The sequence below is a fragment of the Corynebacterium sphenisci DSM 44792 genome (assembly GCF_001941505.1).
In the GTDB taxonomy this organism is placed as follows: Bacteria; Actinomycetota; Actinomycetes; order Mycobacteriales; family Mycobacteriaceae; genus Corynebacterium; species Corynebacterium sphenisci.
The window spans coordinates 658,849-677,336 of sequence record NZ_CP009248.1 but is presented as its reverse complement, the minus strand read 5'-3'; the positions used below and the strand labels follow the sequence as shown (position 1 = coordinate 677,336).

The window sequence follows — 18,488 nt, the reverse complement described above, 5'->3', positions numbered from 1 at the left end:
CGAAGGAGAACCACCGGTGAGCTCAGTGAACCTGACCCGCGAGGAGGCCCGCGCCCGCGCGGAGCTGCTGGACGTGACCCATTACGACGTGGCCCTGGACCTCACCGACGGCGGCGCGACCTTCCGCTCCACCACGGTGGTGGAGTTCACCGCCCGCGCCGCCGGGGAGACCTTCATCGACCTGCGCGACGCCGCCATCCGCGGGGTCACCCTCGACGGGGCGGATATCACCGACGCCGCCTGCGGCGGCGACCGCGCCGGCTACGACTCAGATGCGGGCCTGGCGCTCCGGCTCACCGCCGGCGGGCACACCCTGATCGTGGACGCGGACTGCCGCTACACCACCACCGGCCAGGGCCTGCACCGGTTCACCGACCCCGCCGACGGGGAGACCTACATGTACACCCAGTTCGAGACCGCGGACGCCAAGCGGGTGTTCGCCTGCTTCGACCAGCCGGATCTCAAGGCCACCTGGACGATGCGGGTCACCGCCCCGGAGAAGTGGACCGTGGTGTCGAACTCCGCGCCGGAGGTGCGCGCCGCCGGCGCCGGGGCCCGGCTGCACTCCTTCGAGGTGCCGGTGCCGTTGTCGACCTACCTCATCGCCTTCTGCGTCGGCGACTGGCACGAGGTGCACGACACCTGGCGGGGCACCGTCGCCGCGCATCCGGAGACCCCCGCCGAGCACCGCGGCAGCGGCGAGCTGGAGATCCCGCTGGGCCTGTTCTGCCGCCGCTCCCTGGCCGAGCACCTCGACGCCGAGCGGCTGCTGCGGGAGACGAAGGAGGGCTTCGACTTCTACGCGGCGAACTTCGGGGAGCCCTACCCCTTCGGCAAGTACGACCAGATCTTCTGCCCCGAGTACAACATGGGCGCGATGGAGAACGCCGGGGCGGTGACCATCCGCGACGAGTACGTGTTCCGCTCCCGCACCACCGGCTACCGCTACGAGCGGCGCAACGAGACCATCCTGCACGAGATGGCGCATATGTGGTTCGGGGATCTGGTGACCATGCGCTGGTGGGATGACCTGTGGCTCAACGAGTCCTTCGCCACCTGGTCGGCCTGCGCCGCCCAGGCGGCGGTCTCCGAGTACGACACGGCGTGGACCACCTTCGCGAACGTGGAGAAGTCCTGGGCCTACCAGCAGGACGCGCTGCCCACGACGCACCCGATCGCCGCGGACGCCCGAGACATCGAGACCGTGGAGCAGAACTTCGACGGGATCACCTACGCCAAGGGCGCCAGCGTGCTCAAGCAGCTGGCCGCCTACGTCGGCGAGGAGGCCTTCCTCGCCGGGGCCCGCCTGCACTTCGCCCGGCACCGCTTCGGCAACGCCACCTTCGACGATCTGCTGGCCGCGATGGGCGAGACCTCCGGCCGGGATCTCTCCGGCTGGGCGGGCCAGTGGCTGACCACCACCGGGATGACCACCCTGGCCCCGGACTACGAGCTGGCCGCCGACGGCACCTTCGCCGCCTTCCGGATCCGGCAGACCGGGGCCGAACCGGGCGCCGGGGAGCTGCGCGACCACCGGGTGGCGGTGGGCGTCTACGCCCTCGAGGGCGAGGGCGAGGCGGCGCGGCTGACCCGGATCCGCCGGGTGGAGCTCGACGTGCGCGGGGAATCCACCGAGGTCCCGGAGCTGGCCGGCGCCCCAGCCGGGGACCTGGTGCTGGTCAACGACGATGATCTGACCTACACCATGCTGGAGCTCGACGAGCGCTCCCTGGCCACCGCGGTGACCCGGATCGGCGCCTTCGCGGATCCGATGCCGCGCACCCTGTGCTGGTCGGCGACCTGGCAGATGGTGCGCTCCGGGCGGATGCGGGCCCGCGACTTCGTCTCCCTGGTGCTCGCCGGGGCCGCCGCGGAGGACCAGATCGCGGTACTGGAGCGGGTGCTCGCCCAGGCGGTGACCGCGGTGACCCGCTACGCCGATCCGCGGTGGGCCCGGGAGGAGGGCGTCCGGAGGCTCGCCGAGGGCCTGCTCGCCGGGGCCCGGGCCGCCGAACCCGGCTCGGATGCGCAGCTGGCGCAGGTCAACGCCGCGGCGCAGCTGCCCGCGGCGCAGGCCGGGCCGGCGCTCACCGAGGCCTTCGCCGCAATCCGCCGCGGGGAGCCGGCGGCGGCGGGCCTGGCCGGCCTGGTCGTCGACGAGGACATGCGCTGGCGGGCGCTGCAGGTGCTGGTCGCCGCCGGGGCGCTCGGCGACGCCGAGGCCGCGGAGGCGGAGATCGCCGCCCTGGCGGCGGAGGACCGCTCCGCACTCGGCGAGCAGCAGGCGATCGCCGCGCGCGCGGCGGTGCCCGTCACCGCGGCGAAGGCCCGCGCCTGGGAGGAGATGACCGCCCTCGGCGAGGAGGCGCCGTCGAACCTGGCGCTGCGGCACCTGATCCTGGGCTTCACCGCCCCGGGGGCGGGCGAGCTGCTCACCGCCGAGGGCTACCCGGACCGCTTCTTCGCCGCCGCGGCCGGCTGGTGGTCGGCGTACTCCTCGGACACCGCGCTGCGCATGCTGGAGGGCCTGTACCCGGCCTGGGAGATCTCGGAGTCCGCGGTGGCCGCCGCGGACGCGGTGCTGGCCGACCCGGCCACCCCGGAGCCGGTGCGCCGGGTGCTCGCCGAGGGCCGGGATCATGTGCGCCGGGCGCTGGCCGCCCGCGCCGTCGACGCCGGGGCGTAGCCGGCGGCGGCCGCGGCGGGGCCGGCCCCGCCGCGGCCGCTACCCTGGGGGCCATGGCGAACCCCAACCAGCCCACCGTCTACGAGCACCTCGGCCCGGAGGTCTTCGACCGGATCGTCGCCGGGTTCTACCGGCGGGTGGCCGATGACGACATCCTGGGCCCGATGTACCCCGCCGAGGACATGGCCGGCGCGGAGGCGCGGCTGCGCATGTTCCTGGAGCAGTACTGGGGCGGGCCCGACGCCTACTCCCGGGAGCGGGGCCACCCGCGGCTGCGGATGCGGCACCACCCCTTCGCCATCGACGGCGCCGCCGCGGATCGCTGGCTGGAGCTGATGGCCGCCTCCCTGTCGGAGATCCCGGCCGCCGAGCTCGACGACGCCGCCCGCGTCGCGATCTGGGATCACATGGTGCGGGTGGCGGACATGCTGATCAACACCCCCGGCTGAGCCGCCGGCCGCGGGGCTACAGGGCGATCACGTCGAAGCCGGCGCGGCTGAACACGGTGCCGAAGCGCCCGTCCAGCCGGGTCCACCGGCCCCGGGCGGAGACCCGCACCGGCTCCCCGGCCGGCGGTTCGGCGGGGATGAAGCCCAGCCGGGTGAGCGCCAGGATCTCGCGCACCCGCACCCCGGCGCGCAGCCCCCGGTCCCCGTCGGCGACCTCGAGCACCTCCTGGTCCAGCAGGGAGGCCGGCGGGCCCAGCGGGGTGGGGGTGTCCCGGGTGACCGCCCGGGCCTTCTCGTCGAGGTCGAGCAGCACCGGGGCGGGCACCACGTCGATGAGCTCGAACCCGGTCTCCGGGGGCAGCGCCCCCGGCCAGGAGGCGTCCGCCGCGGCCCCGCAGTCCAGGGTCACCGGCCCGCCGCCCGGGTCCGGGCCCGCCGCGGCGGCTGCCTCCGCGGCCGCGGCGACCGCGTCGGCGCGCACCACCATCGACTCCCGACCCGGCGCCGCGGCGATGGAGCGGCAGCCCAGCGGGCCGAAGGGGGTGGTCACGAACACCCGGGCCAGGCCCGCCGGCTCCCCGGCGCGGGGCCGCACCCGCAGGAGCGCGGTGCCGTCCAGGCCGGCGGCCCGGCGGGCCAGGATGCCCAGGTCGCGCAGCGCCGGCGGGTGCACGGCGAGGGTCTCGGCCATCAGGCCCGCTCCCCCGGCGCGTCCTCCCCGCCGCCGCGGGTGAGCTCCGGGGCGGCGTAGGCCATGAGCATCCGCCGGGCGGAGTCGGTGACCTGGGTGGGTCGGTGCGTGGCGGTGTCCATGAGCACCAGCACCGTGGCCACCTCGGCGACGATGTCCGTCGCCGAGGTGCGGATGGTCTGCTGCATCGAGTACGAGGTGGTGCCCAGGCCGGTGATCGCGGTGTCCACGATCACCTCCGCGGTACCGGGCAGGATCGGGCGCAGGAAGTCCACGGCCACCGAGCGGACCCGGGGCAGCGGCAGCCCGGCGGCGGCCATCGCGTCGCGGAACCAACGGTGCCGGGCCTCCTGGGCGTAGTCCAGGTAGGTCGAGTCGTTGACGTGGCCGCGCCGGTCCACGTCGGACCAGCGCACCGGGATCCGGGTGGAATGCGGGCGGGCGACGCGATCATCGGGCATCGGGTGGACCTCCTGGGCGAAACGGGCTGCGCGGCGGCGGCCGCGGGGACGACTGGGCCCCCGGCCCCGCCGGCGCGTGGTGTGCGCGTCGGGGACCGGGGGCCGCCTGGGGCCAGCCTAGCGCGTGAGCTTGCGGTGGGTCACCCGCGAGGGCCGGGCCGCATCGGGGCCGAGCCGCTCCACCTTGTTCTTCTCGTAGCCCTCGAAGTTGCCCTCGAACCAGAACCACTGGCCCTCGGCGACATTGCCCTCCCAGGCGAGGATGTGGGTGCAGGTGCGGTCCAGGAACCAGCGGTCGTGGGAGATCACCACGGCGCAGCCGGGGAAGTTCTGCAGCGCGTTCTCCAGGGAGGACAGGGTCTCCACGTCCAGGTCATTGGTCGGCTCGTCGAGCAGGATCAGGTTGCCGCCCTGCTTGAGGGTCAGCGCCAGGTTCAGCCGGTTGCGCTCGCCGCCGGAGAGCACCTTGGCCGGCTTCTGCTGATCGGCGCCCTTGAAGCCGAAGGCGGAGAGGTAGGCCCGGGAGGGCATCTCGTTCTGGCCGACCTGGATGAAGTCCAGCCCGTCGGAGACCACCTCCCACACGGTCTTCTCCCCGTCGATGTTCTCCCGGCCCTGGTCGACGTAGGACAGCTGCACGGTCTGGCCCACGGTGACGGTGCCCGAATCCGGCTCCTCCAGGCCCACGATGGTCTTGAACAGGGTGGACTTGCCCACCCCGTTGGGGCCGATCACGCCGACGATGCCGTTGCGGGGCAGGGTGAAGGAGAGGTCCTTGATGAGCGTCCGGCCGTCGAAGCCCTTGGTGAGGTCCTTGACGTCGACGACCTGGTTGCCCAGCCGCGGCGGGGTGGGGATCTGGATCTCCTCGAAGTCGAGCTTCTTGTACTGCTCGGCCTCCTCCACCATCTGCTCGTAGCGCTCCAGGCGGGCCTTGTTCTTCGCCTGCCGGGCCTTCTGCCCGGAGCGCACCCAGGCCAGCTCGTCCTTGAGCCGCTTCTGCAGCTTGGCGTCCTTCTTGCCGGCGACCTCGAGGCGCTCGGCCTTCTTCTCCAGGTAGGTGGAGTAGTTGCCCTCGTAGGGGTAGAGCTTGCCGCGGTCGACCTCGCAGATCCAGCCGGCGACGTGGTCCAGGAAGTACCGGTCGTGGGTCACCGCGAGCACGGCGCCGGGGTAGTCCTGCAGATGCCGCTCCAGCCACAGCACGCTCTCGGCGTCGAGGTGGTTGGTGGGCTCGTCGAGCAGCAGCAGATCCGGCTCCGAGAGCAGCAGCTTGGCCAGCGCCACCCGGCGGCGCTCGCCGCCGGAGAGGTGGGTGACCGGCTCATCGCCGGGCGGGCAGCGCAGCGCGTCCATGGCCTGCTCGATCTTGGAGTCGATCTCCCAGGCGTCGGCGGCGTCGAGCTCCTCCTGGAGCTTGCCCATCTCCTCCATCAGCTCATCGGTGTAGTTGGTGGCCATCTCCTCGGCGATGGCCTCGAAGCGCTGCTTCTTCTCGAAGATCTCGCCGAGGCCCTCCTCCACGTTGCCGCGGACGGTCTTGTCCTCGTTGAGCGGGGGCTCCTGCAGCAGGATGCCGACGGTGGCGCCGGGCTCCAGGTAGGCCTCCCCGTTGGAGGGCTGGTCCAGCCCCGCCATGATCTTCAGGATCGAGGACTTGCCGGCGCCGTTGGGCCCGACCACGCCGATCTTGGCGCCCGGGTAGAACGCCATGGTCACGTTGTCGAGGATGACCTTGTCCCCGTGGGCCTTGCGCACGCCCTTCATCTGGTAGATGAATTCCGCCATGCTGATGAATACCCCTCTTTCACGGTGAGTCAATCCCCCCAGACACTACGCACCGGCCCCGGTTCCGACAACGCGGCCCACCCGCCGCCCGGCCCGGGGCCGGGGCCCAGGTGGGGCCGGGGCGCGGCCGGCGCCGGCGGGCCGGTTCAGAACGGCGCCGCGGCGGGTTCGCCGGCCCCGGCCGGGTCCGCCGCGGCCTCCTCCCCCGCGGCGGCGGGCGGTTCCGCGCCCCCGGGGCGGGCCGCCGCCGCGGCCCCGGCGCCGGGGGCCTCGTACTCGGTGCGCACGGTGCGCGCCATCCGCCCGGAGACCCGGCGCAGATCCGGGCCCACCGCCAGGGCGTGCACCCGGGTCTTCGCCCGGTCCTCGCCCTCCGGGGTCTTCCAGCGGCTGGTCTCCAGCCGGCCGTGCACCACCACGGCCATGCCGAGGGCCAGGGTGGCCATGACGTTCTGCGCCATCGGCTCCCAGCAGTCCACGTCGAGGTAGGTGGTCTCCCCGCTCACCCAGGCGCCCTCGACGAGCCGGCTGCGCGAGGAGGCCACCGGGAAGGTCGCCACCTGGCGGCCGGTGCCGGTGGTGCGCAGGATCGGGCCGGCGGCGAGGTTGCCCAGGATGGTGATGGTCGAATCGGACATGGGCGCAGCGCCCCCCTTCTTCCGCGGCGCCGGGATCAGCGGCCGGGCCGCGGGGGCCGCGGGCCCCGCCCGGCGCGCCCAGCATCACCCCCGCCGGGCCGCGGCGCGGGCGCCGGCGCGGCCGGCGCCGGGCCGGGTGTGGACAACGCGGGAAACCGCCGCGGGATTGTCCACCGCCGCCCCGGCCGGCTAGCGGTTGAGCCGGCGCACCGTCTCGGAGCTCACCGGGTTGTCGAAGTGCATCTCGTGCTCCCCGCCGACCTCCCCGGTGAAGTAGGGGTCGTCGGCGCGCGGGCCGCCGGTCTCGCCCATCTCCGCGAGCATCGCGTTGTAGGCGTTCAGCTCCGCGTCATGATCCCGCTCCGCCTTGCGGTCGTAGCGCTTGGCCTCGCGGGCGTCGGAGTTGCGCCACTGCACGAACAGGGCGCCCATCACGATGAACAGGGGCACCTCGCCCAGGGCCCAGGCGATTGCGCCGCCGATGCCCTGGTCCTCGAGCAAGTCCACCTGCCAGGGCAGATCCAGGGCGGAGTAGTAGTCCACCGCCAGCACCGAGTTCAGCATGATCAGGGAGATGCCGAAGAAGGCGTGGAAGATCAGGGTGCCCATCAGGGTGACCAGCTTGATCGACTCCGGGATCCGCTGCGGGGCGGCGTCCACGCCGATGATCACCCAGTAGAAGATGTACCCGGAGATCAGGAAGTGGATGTTCATGAACAGGTGCCCGGCGTGCTCATCGGCCAGGTACGGGTACAGCGGGGTGAAGTAGAGCAGGTAGAACCCGGCGACGAACTGCACCGCGGCGACCAGGGGGTTGGTCAGGAAGCGGGACACCGGGTTGTTGATGAACACCACCAGCCACTCGCGCAGCCCGGGTACGCCCGTGCGGCCGGCCGGACGCAGCGCCCGCAGGCCCAGGGTCATCGGCCCGCCCAGGCAGAGCATCACCGGGATGCCCATGGAGTAGAGCATGTGCGCCAGCATGTGCGTGCTGAACAGCGCCGGCATGTACACGCCGAGGGCGGAGCAGGAGGTGAACAGCAGCAGGGCGCAGCCGGAGAGCCACCACACGGTGTTGACCACCGGCCATTCGCCGCCGCGCTTCTTCAGCAGCCGCACCCAGTAGAGGTAGATCCAGGCGGCGATGATCGCCGCGGAGCCGAAGAAGAGATCGAAGCGGAAGGTGGTGAACATCGCCTCCCAGCCGAAGGGGATGTCCAGCTGGTAGCCGAGCTTGACCTCCATCTGGGTGATCTCCGGCAGGTCCAGGGTGCCGCCGGCCTGCTCGGCGTACTGCGGCGGCGGCGGGGTGCGGCCCAGCGCCACGGCCACGCCGATGGTCAGCGCCATCACCACCACCTCGACGATGGCGACCCGGCGGAAGGCCCCGCCGTAGGGGTCCTTGGCGATGGCCGGGATGGTCAGCCGGCGGTGCAGGTAGCCGAAGAGGCCGAGCAGCACCACGGCGACCGCCTTGAGCATCACCAGGATCCCGTAGGTGGAGGTGAACAGATCATCCCAGCCGAGGTTGATCCAGGCGTTGACCACCCCGGAGACGCTCATCGCGACGAAGGCGACCAGGGCCACGAAGCTGTATCGGGCGACCACCACGTCGAGGTGCCGGCCGCGGCGCCGGGCGTGCCCGATGAGCGCCATCAGCCCGCCGATCCAGAACACGGTGAAGGTGAGGTGCCAGATGTAGGAGTTGGTGCCGTAGTCGTGGTTGCCGCCGGTGGCGTTGTGGCTGACCACGGCCAGCGGCATCATCGACACCAGGGACAGCGCGAAGAACACCGGCTGCCAGATCCACTTGCGGGTCAGGGAGGCGCCGAGCGCCCCGACCAGGGCGAAGATGCCCACCCAGAGCCAGGCCAGCGCCTCGGAGACCTGGTCCAGGGCCACCGACCAGTTCTCCGGGCGGATGGTCACCGACAGCGGCTGCCCGGAGACGTCGGAGAGCACCAGGGGGATCTGCAGCAGGCCGATCAGGCCCCAGCCGAGCAGCGCCCACATGCCGGTGCGGCTGGCGGCGTAGCCGTCCACGTCGAGGGTGCGGTCCTTGCGCCATTTGGTGCCGAAGGCGGCGAGCATGAAGGAGCCGACGGCCAGCGCGGCGAGCATCTCCCCGCCAGCCTTGGCCAGGGGGAACCCGACGGTGGTGATGATCCCGGGGTCGGGGATGCCCAGGGTGGTGCGCGATTCCATGTTGAAGGCCAGGGAGAGCGCGCCGGCGAGCGCGCCGGCGCAGAGCACGAACAGCAGGTACCACCCGGTGGTGCCCCGCACCCGGGGCCGGTTCCTCGGTGCGGCGGTCCCTCCGGTGGGCTGGTCCAGGGTCCTCGCAGTCATGCCCCCCAGGGTAGTCCGGCGGGGCGGGCGCGGCCGAGGCGGGCGCGGGGCGCTAGAATCGCCCCGTCCCGGCGGCGCGCCGCGCGCGGCGGGGACGGGCCTCCGTAGCTCAGCGGACAGAGCAGCCGGCTTCTACCCGGACGGTCGAGGGTTCGAATCCTTCCGGAGGCGCGCACCGGCCCCGCCGGGGGTCGCGGGGGCGCCCTCAGCCGACGGCCTTCAGCCCCACCACCCCGCCGATGATCATGGCGATGAAGGCCATCTTCAGCCAGGTGAAGGGCTCCTCCCCGGCGAGCAGGGAGTACACCAGGGCGACGATCACGCCCACGGCCACCCAGGCGGCGTAGGCGGTGCCCACCGGCAGCCCGCGCAGCGCCCAGGCCAGCCCGCCCATGCTCACCGCCAGGGCGGCGAAGAAGGCCACCGAGGGCCACAGCCGGGTGAAGCCCTCGGAACGGTCCAGCGCGATCGCCCACACCCCCTCGAAGAGTCCGGACAGGATCAGCACGGTCCAGTGCACTCGGGTTCCTCCACGCTCGGTCGGCGGACGCCGCCGCGGCCGGTGCCGCGGCGCGGGGCGCCCGGCGGGCGCCCCGGCATCCAGGCTACCGGAGTGAATTCCTTTCCCATCGCAGTGGAAATCATCACCCCGGTTCTGAACCGCATTCCCGCGATGCCGCCGGTCGCGCGGGGAATCCGGAACACCCCCCGGGTATCACCCCTGATCCCGTTGCGTATTTCATGAACCATTTACACGGTGCCATAATCCGCGTCGGATACCGGATACCCGTTCCGGTATCAGCGCCCGCGCCGCCGCGTCGGGCGGAGAACCGAAGAACCGAAGAGGACGATCCGACGATGTTCCGCACGACCTCCCGGCGCACCGGCGCCGTCGCCGCGCTGGCGGCCACCTCCCTGCTGCTCGCCCCCGTCGCCGCCGCGGCGCCCGCCCTGCCCGGGCTGCCCGTGGACACCGGCTCCGCCGGCTCCCTCACCGAGCGCCCGGGCAAGGTCGACCGCGGGGTGGCCCCGGCGAACTCCATCCGCGGCAACTTCTCCGCCCCCGGCCCCCGCCCGGTGGCCGCCACCGCCGAGGCCACCGACTGCGACACCCTGGTGATGCGGGTGTACACCAGGATCGCCCAGGAGTCCCAGGGCCTGAACAAGGTGCCCGGCTGCTACGGCTACGCCCCGGCCGGGCTCAACCCCGCCGGCGTGGAGTACCTCTACCCCGCCGATCTCGCCGCCGGCGAGACCGCGCCGCTGGTCATCCTCTCCCCCGGCATCGGCGCCGAGCCGGGCATCCTGGACCCGCTGAGCCGGCACCTGGCCTCGCACGGCTACATCGTGGCGGTGGGCTTCAACATGGTGAACTGGATGGGCACCCAGCTCAACGCCGCCGCGATCGCGGCCACCCTCGCCAACGGCGACGAGTCCAGCCCGCTGCACGGGCACGTCGACTTCTCCCGCACCGCGATGGTCGGCCACTCCGCCGGCGGCGGCGCGGTGATGTTCCAGGCCGGGATCATCGAGGAGCTGCTCGCCCCGGTGCAGCCGGACCTGGACATCCGCTCCGTGGTGGCGCTGAACCCCGGGCCCGCGGAGTTCGGGGTGGCCACCCGGCCCTCCGATGCGCCGACCCTGGTGGTGGTCGCGGACAACGAGACCATGGCCCCGGTGCCGCTGGCCCGGGCCCGCTACGACAAGCTCACCGCGCCCGCCTGGTGGGCGGGCACCACCCGCACCTGGCACGCCACCGCCCTGGACTGGCCGGAGAACAACCCCTACGCCGGGCTGACCCTGTCCTTCATCGACTTCTCGGTGCGCGATGACGCCGCCGCCCGGGCCTGGTACGCCGGCCCCGGCTACGGCCTGGCCGGCGACCCCGAGCTGTTCGACGTGGAGCGCAACGCCGCCGCGGACGCCCTGTAGCCCCGCCGGCCGCCCCCGCGGCCCCCTCCCGGCCCGGCCGGGCCCGCGTGACCGCGGGCCCGGCCGGGCCGCGGGCATTAGGCTGGGACGGGTAGCCGACCCCCACCCCGAAAGGACGGCCCCCGCATGGCCCTCCCCACCCCGCACCTCGAGTCCCGGGCGGTGGTCACCGGCGCATCCTCCGGGATCGGCCGGGCCATCGCCCGGGAGCTGGCCCGCCGCGGGCACAGCCTCACCCTGGTCGCCCGCTCCGAGGCCAAGCTCGCCGAGCTCGCCGCGGAGCTGGCCGGGCCGAGCCTGGCCGTGGACGTGCGCCCCTGCGATCTCGCCGACCCGGAGGCCCGGGCCGAGTTCATCGGGGAGATCGCCTGGGATCGGGTGACCATCCTGGTCAACTGCGCCGGGATCGCCACCTTCGGCCGCTTCCAGGATCTGGACCGGGCCCATGAGCGCGCCCAGTTCGAGCTCAACGCCACCGCCGTGTTCGAGCTCACCGACGCCGCCGTGCACCCGATGGTGGCCCGCGGCTCCGGGGCGATCCTCAACGTCGGCTCCGCCGCCGGCACCACGGTGATCCCGAACAACGCCACCTACGTGGGCACCAAGGCCTTCGTGAACACCTTCACCGAGGCGCTGCACTACGACCTGAAGGGCACCGGGGTGTCCTGCACCCTGCTCGCCCCCGGGCCGGTGCGCCCGGACGCCCGGGAGGACGGGGCCAACGAGGTCGACGAGGCGGTGCCGGACTTCCTGTGGACCTCCACCGAGGACTGCGCCCGGGACACCGTGGACGCCCTCGCCGCGAACCGGCTGCGGGTGGTGCCCGGGATCCTGTCCAAGGGCATGAACACCGCCGGCACCTACCTGCCCCGATGGCTGGTCGCCCCGGTCATCGGCCGCTTCTACGAGGGGATGGCGCAATGAGCGCGAACACCGCCAAGCACGACCGGATCGTGTGGATCGACTGCGAGATGACCGGCCTGGACCCGGACCGCCACGTCCTGGTGGAGATCGCCGCCCTGGTCACCGACGCCGAGCTGAACATCCTCGGCGAGGGCGTGGACGTGGTGATCCACGCCGGGGAGGCGGAATTGGCGGAGATGGACGAGGTGGTCACCGAGATGCACCGCTCCTCCGGGCTCACCGAGGAGATCCGGGCCTCCGGCACCGACGTCGCCGCGGCGGAGCGGCGGGTGCTGGAGTACCTGCGCGCCCATGTCGACGAGGCCGGGGCCGCGCCGCTGGCGGGCAACTCCATCGCCTCCGACCGGGGCTTCATCCGCCGGTACATGCCGGAGCTGGAGGAGTTCCTGCACTACCGGATGATCGACGTGTCCTCGATCAAGGAGCTCACCCGGCGGTGGATGCCGGAGGTGTACTCCCATCAGCCGGCGAAGGGCATGGCGCACCGGGCGCTGGCCGATATCCGGGAGTCGATCCGGGAGCTGGACTACTACCGGCGGGCGGCCTTCCGGCCCGGCGCCGGCCCGGATGAGGCCACCATCGCGGAGGCCACCCGGGCCGCCGAGGAGCGCTTCCCCATCTGAGGCCCCGCCGCCGCGGGGGCGAAACCCCCGCCGAACGGGGATTTTGCCCCCGGCCCGCGGCTGGGTTAGCATGATGGCGCTGCACGGGCGCCGACGCCCGGAAGGCGATGGTGACTGTAGTTCAGCTGGTAGAGCACCAGGTTGTGATCCTGGGTGTCGCGGGTTCGAGTCCCGTCAGTCACCCCGAATATGGCCCCCGACCTCGATAGACGAGGTCGGGGGCCATCTCCTTTTTCGGCGCGCGGGGGCCGATCCCGGCCCGGATCCCCGCTCCACCATCCTCACCGCCGGACCGTCGGCTGAGCCGTCCAGGCCCCGGCACCGCACGAGCGCCCGGCCCGGCCTCGGGCGCTCCGGCGTCGGGTCCTCCGCAGCCATCCCCGTCCGCCGTCGGGGTTGCGACGATGGTGGCGTCCTCGGCGACGCGGCCCCGCCCGGGGGCCGACCCCCGGGCGCCGTCCTCGGCGCACCCGGGGGGGGCGGTGCCGTGCGGGCCAGCGGCGCCCCGACCCCTCAGCCGGCGGCCGCCGGCTGCGCCGCGGTGACCCGGCCGTCGACGAGCCCCACGACGCGATCCGCGATATGCAGCTGGTCCAGGTCGTGGGTGACGTAGAGGGCCGCCGCCCCGGCCTCCCGGACCACCGCGCCGAGCAGTTCGGTGACCCGGGCCGCGGAGTCCCGGTCCAGGGCGGCGGTGGGCTCGTCGGCGAGGATCAGCTCCGGGCGGTTCATCAGCGCCCGGGCCAGGTTCACCCGGGCCCGCTGGCCGCCGGAGAGGGCACCCGCCCGGCGCTCCGCGAGATCGGCCAGGCCGACGGCGTCGAGCAGCTCCCCGGCGCGCTCCCGGGCGGCCCGGCGCGCCGCCCGCGAGGGCGGCAGCACCCGGTCCAGCCGGGTCATCAGCTCCAGCTGCTCGCGCACCCGCAGCGAGGGGATCAGGTTGTCCTGCTGGAACACCAGCCCGATATGGTCCCGCCGGATCCGGGCGGCGGCGGCCCCGCCGGCGGCCAGGTCGATCTCCCGGCCCCCGGCGTGCAGCACGGCCCGCCCGGAATCGGGGGCGGCGAGCGCCCCGGCGACGGCGAGCAGGGTGGATTTGCCGGAGCCGGAGGGCCCGGTGACGCCGAGGATCTCCCCGGAGCGCACGTCGAGATCGACGTGGTCGAGCAGCCGGCGGCGGCCGGCGCCGTCGGCGATGTCCAGCACGATGCCGGAAAGCTCCAGCGCGGGGCGGCCCGCCGCGGCGTCGTGGTCGGTGTCGTGGTCGGTGCGGTGGTCGGTCATGGCCTCTCCTGGGGGTCGGGGGTCGGGTGGGGTGCGGGTGGGTTGGGCGGGCTCAGCCGGCGGCGAGGGCGGTGCGCGGTTCGGCGCGCAGCACCGGCCGCAGCGACACCGCCGCCCCGGCCAGGCCGCAGGCCAGCAGCAGGCCGGCGGGCACCAGGGTGGTGCCGGCGTCGATGCGCACCGGCATCACCCCGGAGGCGGCCGCGCCGGCGACGAGGGTCACCGCCAGACCGGCGCCGATCCCGGCGAGCAGCACCAGCCCGGCCTGGCCGAGGGCGTCGGCGACGAGCACCCGGCGGGAGGCGCCGAGCGCCCCGGCGATGGCCACCGCGCGCAGCCGCTGCACCGTCCACACCATGAAGAAGGCGCCGACGACGAGGGCGGAGATGAGGTACAGCAGGGCGGTCATGGTGCCGAGGGAGGTCTGCTCGCCGCGGTAGGAGGCCACCGCGGAGAGCCGATCGTCGCCGGTGAGGGCGGTGACCCCCTCGACCTCCGGGACCTCCCCGGCGAGGATGACCCCCGCGGCGGGGCCGGCGGTGGCCGCCGAATCGGCGGCGCTGATGTGCACCACCGGCTGGTGCTCCAGCCACTGGCCGGGCGCGTCCGCGGGGTCCACCGAGTCGACGACGACGGTGACGCCCTCGCCGAGGGGCAGCTCCGCCCCGACGTCGACCTGGTCGCCCAGATCGGCGGCGACCCGGGCGCGCCCGGACGCCAGGTCCGGGTCCGGCAGGGTCACGGCGGGGGTCTCCCCCACCCGCAGCCGGCCGATCCGCAGCTCCCGGCCGCCGAGGGCGTCGAGCTGATCCCCGTCGAGGCGGGAGGCGTTGAGGGTGCCGGCGCCGGTGTCCGCGAGGACGAGGGTGTCCTCGCCGAGCTGATCCTCCAGCCCGGAGACGGATCGTTCCGCGAGTCCGGCGGTGAGCGCGGAGAGGAAGGTCACGAGGACGGCGATGAGGCCGATGGTCACGGTGATGAGGGTGGTGCGCCCCGGTGCGGCGCGCAGTTCCCGGATTGCCTGGTACATGGTCCCCATGCTCGCCGCGGGGCGCCGCCGCCGAATCGCCCGCGGGATGGGACTTCGGCTCCCACTTTCGGTTGATGCCGCCCCCGGGGCGCGCGCCTACCCTGGGGGTCATGGACCGTCCCGCCCCGGCCCCGACCACCCCCGACCGGCCCGCCCACCCGGGCGGCGGGCCCGCGGCCGCGGCGGAGACCGCCCCGGCCGCGGACCCGGGCGCGCTGGCCCGGGCCTGGTGGGGCCTGCGCACCGCCCTGGACCTGCTGGTCGCCGCGCTGCTCGTGCTGGCGGTGGTCGCCGACCACCGGCCGGTCGCGCTGGCCTGGGCGGCCGCGTTCGCGGCGGTGTACCTGCCCGGCACCCTGCTGGGCCGCCGCGCGGAGCGCCGCGCGGCCGCCCGGGCGGGCGCGCCGGCGCAGCCCGCCGGCGGCCACCCGGCGGGGCCGGTGCTGATCTGGCTGCTGGCCCTGCTGGCCGCCTGGGCGGGCCTGGCCTTCACCGTCCCGGAGGCCGCCTACCTGGCCTTCCCGCTGTTCTTCGTGGCCATGCACGTGGCCACCCCGGCACCGGGGCTGGTGGCGGTGGCGGGGCTGACCGCCCTGGCGGTGGCCGCGATCGCGCACCATGGCGGGCCCAGCCCGGGCGGGGTGATCGGCCCGGTGGTCGGCGGCCTGGTCGCCGCGGCCACCGGGCTGGGCTTCCGGCTGCTGCAGCGGGAGGTCGCCGCCCGGCAGGCGGCGCTGGCCCAGCTGCTCGCGGCCCGCGCCGACGTCGCCGCGATCTCCCGGCGGGCCGGGGAACTCGACGAGCGGGCCCGGCTGGCCGCCGAGATCCACGACACCGTGGCCCAGGGGCTGGCCTCCATCGGGCTGCTGCTGCACGCCGCGGAGGCGGAGCTGGCGGAGCTACCCGGGGCGGACCGCCCCCTGGGCCGGATCCGGCTGGCCCGGGGCACCGCCGCGGACAATCTCGCGGAGACCCGGGCGATCATCGCCCGGCTGCAGCCGGCCCCCCTGGCCGGGGCGGAGCTGCCCGCGGCCCTGGCCCGGGCGTGCGCCGGCACCGCCCTCGGCGCGGCGGTGTCCTTCCGGGTGGACGGGGCCGCCCGGCCGCTGCCCCAGGTCACCGAGGCCACGGTGCTGCGGGTGGCGCAGACCCTGCTCGGCAACGTCGTCGCCCATTCCGGGGCGCGCTCCTGCCGGGTCACCCTGACCTACGAACCGGAGGGGGTGGCCCTCGACGTGGTCGACGACGGGGTCGGCTTCGACCCGGCGGCGCCCGCCCCGGGGGGCTCCTTCGGCCTGGCCGGGGCGCGGCGGCGGGCCCGGGACGCCGGGGGGGACCTCACCGTGGAATCCGCCCCCGGGGCCGGCTGCGGGGTGCGGCTCACCCTGCCCGCCCCGGCGCCGGCGCGGGAGGGGGCCCGATGACCGCGATCCGGGTGCTCATCGCCGACGACCATCCGGTGGTCCGGGCCGGGCTGCGCGCGGTGCTCGACGCCGCCGCGGACATCGAGGTGATCGGGGAGGTCGGCGCCGCGGAGCAGGCGGTGGCGCGCTGCACCGCGCACCCGCGGCCGCACGTGGTGCTGATGGATCTCCGCTTCGGGGAGGCCCCCGGGGCGGCGACCACCTCGGCGGGGGCGGCGGCCACCGCCGAGATCCGGGCGCTGGCCGACCCGCCGCAGGTGCTGGTGGTGACGAACTACTCCTCGGACGCCGATGTGCTCGGCGCGATCTCCGCCGGGGCGGTGGGCTACCTGCTCAAGGACGCCGACCCCGCCGAACTGGTCGCCGGGGTGCGCGACGCCGCCGCCGGGCGCACCGTGCTCTCCGCGGACGTCGCCGGCCGGCTGCTGGCGCGCACCCGCAACCCGGGCACCGCGCTGACCCCGAGGGAGGCGGAGGTGCTCGCCCTGGTCGCCGAGGGCCTGGGCAACCGGGCGATCGCGCGCCGGCTGCACCTCACCGAGGCGACCGTGAAATCCCACCTGGTGCACGTGTTCACCAAACTCGGGGTGGGCTCGCGCACCGCGGCGGTGGCCGCCGCCGTGGAACGCGGCATCCTCTAGCCGCCCGGCCGGGATCGCCCGCGCCCCGGCCGGAGGGCCGGGGCGCGGGCGGGTGCCGGGGGCGCGGGGCTACTGGTCGGAGCGGTCGGCGTTGCCGGCCTTCCAGCGCTCCCAGGGGATGTTCCAGTCGCCGAGCCCGTCATAGCCGGAGAGCACCTCGCCCTTGGTGTTCCGCACGATCACCACGTCCCCGCGCTTGGTGTGCTCCTGGAACCACTTGGCGTTCGGGATGGACACGTTGATGCAGCCGTGCGAGGTGTTCTGGCTGCCCTGCGCCCACACCGACCAGGGCGCGCCGTGCACGTAGATGCCCGAGTAGGACATCTGGGTGGCGTACTTCACCGGGGTCTTGTACCCGCCGTCCTCCAGGGAGAGGCCGTAGGTGGTGGAGTCCATCACCATGTCCTCGTGCTGCTCGCCGATGATGTACACCCCGTTGGGGGTCAGCCACCGGTCGTTGCCCATGGAGATCGGCATGGACATCTCGGCCTCGCCGTTGCGCTCGATGGTCATGGTCTTGGTGGCGTCGTCGGCGGTGGCCACCACCCGGTCGCCGATGGTGAAGCTGGTGGCGGCGTCCGCGGCCCCGTAGTCGTTGCCGCCGAGCCCCCTGCCGTAGGCGTTGACCTTGACCTGCACCGCGGTGCCCGGATCCCAGAACTCCGCCGGCCGCCAGCGCACCTCGTAGTCGCTGAGCCAGAAGAAGGCCCCCTCCACCGGCGGCTCCGCGGTGACCTCGATCATGTCCTGGGCGGCGACCCGGTCGACGACCGGCACCCCGAAGCGCACCGCGATGGTCTGGCCCACGCCGACCACCGAGCCCTCGGCGGGGGCCACCGAGACGTTGGCCTGGATGTCGGGGACCACGGTGGTGAAGCTGCGCTGCACGGTGTCGCCGTCCACGGTGGCGGCCACGGTGTAGGTGCGGCCGTAGCCCAGCGGCTCGGTGGAGGCCCAGGCGGCGCCGCCCTCGGCGAGCTCCCCCTCGACCTCGCGGCCCTCCTCGTTGGTCATCACGACCTCCTCGAGGACCTCCCCGGCGGAGGCGTCCACGGACACCCGCACCGGGTCGAGCACGTCGACGCCCTCCTCGCCGTCCTCGACGCTGAACACCGGCTCGATGCGCTCCTCCTGCTCCGCCTGGTTCCGCTGCGGATCCCCGCCCTCGTCGACCGTGCAGGCGACGAGTCCCAGGGCGGCGACGCCGGCGGCGGCGATCGCCGCGGTGAACCGGCCACGTCGGTGGGTGCGAAGGAAAAGGGCCATCGTGGGTGTGCTCCAGGTGAGGGGTCGTGCATGGGGCGGGGCGGTCGGCCGGGGCCGGCCGCGGGCGCCGCCGGGGGCGGCCGGCGGCGTCGCCGTCCATTGCCGAATCTACTTCCCGACCGGGACGGACGCAGCATGCGACCGCCGGAAAGCAGTCAAGATTCGGCAACAATGTCATCGGCGCAGTTCACGGGACGTTACAGGATGGCGAACGTCGTTTGCAATCCGAACGAATGGGTCACCCGGACCCGGTTCCGCGCCGGGCCGTCCGCCGCGGCCGCCCGGGTGCGCCCCGGGGCCCG

The 18,488-nt window shown here is 74.2% G+C and carries 16 protein-coding genes and 2 tRNA genes; 9 read left to right on the top strand and 9 right to left on the bottom strand.

The genetic code is table 11. The features are described from left to right. The first annotated feature begins 16 nt into the window (after positions 1 to 16). On the top strand, positions 17 to 2,686 hold the full coding sequence (gene pepN, locus CSPHI_RS03120) for an aminopeptidase N (RefSeq protein ID WP_075691458.1): 2,670 nt from the start codon (positions 17 to 19) through the stop codon (positions 2,684 to 2,686). A 53-nt stretch (positions 2,687 to 2,739) separates the two neighbouring features. Further along, positions 2,740 to 3,135 (top strand): globin, encoded by a 396-nt coding sequence (locus tag CSPHI_RS03115; RefSeq protein WP_075691457.1) that lies wholly within the window; start codon positions 2,740 to 2,742, stop codon positions 3,133 to 3,135. A 16-nt stretch (positions 3,136 to 3,151) separates the two neighbouring features. Here CSPHI_RS03115 and CSPHI_RS03110 read toward each other — a convergent pair whose 3' ends face one another. The 5 genes from CSPHI_RS03110 to CSPHI_RS03090 all read right to left on the bottom strand — a co-directional run bounded on the left by CSPHI_RS03110 (position 3,152) and on the right by CSPHI_RS03090 (position 9,062). Next, a complete protein-coding gene (locus CSPHI_RS03110; RefSeq protein WP_075691456.1) occupies positions 3,152 to 3,826 on the bottom strand; it encodes a DUF8185 domain-containing protein in 675 nt (224 codons plus the stop codon). Beyond that, entirely contained in the window at positions 3,826 to 4,287 is a 462-nt protein-coding gene (locus CSPHI_RS03105) for an acyl-CoA thioesterase (protein WP_075691455.1), read from the bottom strand. The genes CSPHI_RS03110 and CSPHI_RS03105 overlap by 1 nt, the downstream gene beginning before the upstream one ends. A gap of 117 nt (positions 4,288 to 4,404) precedes the next feature. Continuing rightward, a complete protein-coding gene (gene ettA, locus CSPHI_RS03100; protein WP_075691454.1) occupies positions 4,405 to 6,075 on the bottom strand; it encodes an energy-dependent translational throttle protein EttA in 1,671 nt (556 codons plus the stop codon). A 146-nt stretch (positions 6,076 to 6,221) separates the two neighbouring features. Then, on the bottom strand, positions 6,222 to 6,713 hold the full coding sequence (gene ssb / locus CSPHI_RS03095; RefSeq protein WP_075691453.1) for a single-stranded DNA-binding protein: 492 nt from the start codon (positions 6,711 to 6,713) through the stop codon (positions 6,222 to 6,224). A 189-nt stretch (positions 6,714 to 6,902) separates the two neighbouring features. Next, entirely contained in the window at positions 6,903 to 9,062 is a 2,160-nt protein-coding gene (locus CSPHI_RS03090; protein ID WP_075691452.1) for a bifunctional copper resistance protein CopD/cytochrome c oxidase assembly protein, read from the bottom strand. A 98-nt stretch (positions 9,063 to 9,160) separates the two neighbouring features. On the opposite strand from CSPHI_RS03090, the gene CSPHI_RS03085 reads away from it, so the two are divergent. After that, positions 9,161 to 9,233: transfer RNA gene (locus tag CSPHI_RS03085), tRNA-Arg, on the top strand. 34 nt (positions 9,234 to 9,267) lie between these two features. On the opposite strand, the gene CSPHI_RS03080 is transcribed toward CSPHI_RS03085, so the two are convergent. After that, a complete protein-coding gene (locus CSPHI_RS03080; RefSeq protein ID WP_075691451.1) occupies positions 9,268 to 9,582 on the bottom strand; it encodes a DMT family transporter in 315 nt (104 codons plus the stop codon). Between the two features lie 338 nt (positions 9,583 to 9,920). Here CSPHI_RS03080 and CSPHI_RS03075 point away from each other — a divergent pair, with 338 nt between their 5' ends. From CSPHI_RS03075 to CSPHI_RS03060, 4 genes are all read left to right on the top strand, one after another. After that, the gene (locus CSPHI_RS03075; RefSeq protein ID WP_075691450.1) at positions 9,921 to 10,994 is read left to right on the top strand and encodes a poly(ethylene terephthalate) hydrolase family protein; all 1,074 of its coding nucleotides are present in this window, start codon (positions 9,921 to 9,923) and stop codon (positions 10,992 to 10,994) included. Positions 10,995 to 11,120: 126 nt separating this feature from the next. Next, on the top strand, positions 11,121 to 11,918 hold the full coding sequence (gene cmrA / locus CSPHI_RS03070) for a mycolate reductase (RefSeq protein WP_075691449.1): 798 nt from the start codon (positions 11,121 to 11,123) through the stop codon (positions 11,916 to 11,918). After that, complete coding sequence (gene orn / locus CSPHI_RS03065) at positions 11,915 to 12,541, top strand: oligoribonuclease (RefSeq protein WP_075691448.1); 627 nt, start codon at positions 11,915 to 11,917, stop codon at positions 12,539 to 12,541. The genes cmrA and orn overlap by 4 nt, the downstream gene beginning before the upstream one ends. Before the next feature lie 110 nt (positions 12,542 to 12,651). Continuing rightward, a tRNA-His gene (locus tag CSPHI_RS03060) sits at positions 12,652 to 12,724 on the top strand. Positions 12,725 to 13,054: 330 nt separating this feature from the next. On the opposite strand, the gene CSPHI_RS03055 is transcribed toward CSPHI_RS03060, so the two are convergent. Then, a complete protein-coding gene (locus CSPHI_RS03055) occupies positions 13,055 to 13,825 on the bottom strand; it encodes an ABC transporter ATP-binding protein (RefSeq protein ID WP_075691447.1) in 771 nt (256 codons plus the stop codon). A 52-nt stretch (positions 13,826 to 13,877) separates the two neighbouring features. Continuing rightward, positions 13,878 to 14,855, bottom strand: coding sequence for an FtsX-like permease family protein (locus tag CSPHI_RS03050; RefSeq protein ID WP_075691446.1), 978 nt, complete (start codon positions 14,853 to 14,855; stop codon positions 13,878 to 13,880). 110 nt (positions 14,856 to 14,965) lie between these two features. Here CSPHI_RS03050 and CSPHI_RS03045 point away from each other — a divergent pair, with 110 nt between their 5' ends. Then, a complete protein-coding gene (locus tag CSPHI_RS03045; protein ID WP_084210205.1) occupies positions 14,966 to 16,279 on the top strand; it encodes a sensor histidine kinase in 1,314 nt (437 codons plus the stop codon). After that, positions 16,276 to 16,920: a response regulator gene (locus tag CSPHI_RS03040; RefSeq protein ID WP_075691445.1), complete on the top strand. Its 645-nt coding sequence runs from the start codon at positions 16,276 to 16,278 to the stop codon at positions 16,918 to 16,920. Before CSPHI_RS03045 ends, CSPHI_RS03040 begins: the two co-directional genes overlap by 4 nt. 69 nt (positions 16,921 to 16,989) lie before the next feature. Here the strand turns inward: CSPHI_RS03040 and CSPHI_RS03035 are convergent, their stop codons facing one another. Next, a complete protein-coding gene (locus CSPHI_RS03035) occupies positions 16,990 to 18,186 on the bottom strand; it encodes a L,D-transpeptidase (RefSeq protein WP_084210204.1) in 1,197 nt (398 codons plus the stop codon). Between the last annotated feature and the right edge of the window lie 302 nt (positions 18,187 to 18,488).

Excerpts from the sequence above, each read along its gene's own strand:
- CSPHI_RS03115 (WP_075691457.1), top strand. The coding sequence starts at position 2,740 with ATGGCGAACCCCAACCAGCCCACCGTCTACGAGCACCTCGGCCCGGAG.
- CSPHI_RS03110 (WP_075691456.1), bottom strand. The coding sequence starts at position 3,826 with ATGGCCGAGACCCTCGCCGTGCACCCGCCGGCGCTGCGCGACCTGGGC.
- CSPHI_RS03105 (WP_075691455.1), bottom strand. The coding sequence starts at position 4,287 with ATGCCCGATGATCGCGTCGCCCGCCCGCATTCCACCCGGATCCCGGTG.
- ettA (WP_075691454.1), bottom strand. The coding sequence starts at position 6,075 with ATGGCGGAATTCATCTACCAGATGAAGGGCGTGCGCAAGGCCCACGGG.
- ssb (WP_075691453.1), bottom strand. The coding sequence starts at position 6,713 with ATGTCCGATTCGACCATCACCATCCTGGGCAACCTCGCCGCCGGCCCG.
- CSPHI_RS03090 (WP_075691452.1), bottom strand. The coding sequence starts at position 9,062 with ATGACTGCGAGGACCCTGGACCAGCCCACCGGAGGGACCGCCGCACCG.
- CSPHI_RS03075 (WP_075691450.1), top strand. The coding sequence starts at position 9,921 with ATGTTCCGCACGACCTCCCGGCGCACCGGCGCCGTCGCCGCGCTGGCG.
- cmrA (WP_075691449.1), top strand. The coding sequence starts at position 11,121 with ATGGCCCTCCCCACCCCGCACCTCGAGTCCCGGGCGGTGGTCACCGGC.
- orn (WP_075691448.1), top strand. The coding sequence starts at position 11,915 with ATGAGCGCGAACACCGCCAAGCACGACCGGATCGTGTGGATCGACTGC.
- CSPHI_RS03055 (WP_075691447.1), bottom strand. The coding sequence starts at position 13,825 with ATGACCGACCACCGCACCGACCACGACACCGACCACGACGCCGCGGCG.
- CSPHI_RS03050 (WP_075691446.1), bottom strand. The coding sequence starts at position 14,855 with ATGTACCAGGCAATCCGGGAACTGCGCGCCGCACCGGGGCGCACCACC.
- CSPHI_RS03045 (WP_084210205.1), top strand. The coding sequence starts at position 14,966 with ATGGACCGTCCCGCCCCGGCCCCGACCACCCCCGACCGGCCCGCCCAC.
- CSPHI_RS03040 (WP_075691445.1), top strand. The coding sequence starts at position 16,276 with ATGACCGCGATCCGGGTGCTCATCGCCGACGACCATCCGGTGGTCCGG.
- CSPHI_RS03035 (WP_084210204.1), bottom strand. The coding sequence starts at position 18,186 with ATGGCCCTTTTCCTTCGCACCCACCGACGTGGCCGGTTCACCGCGGCG.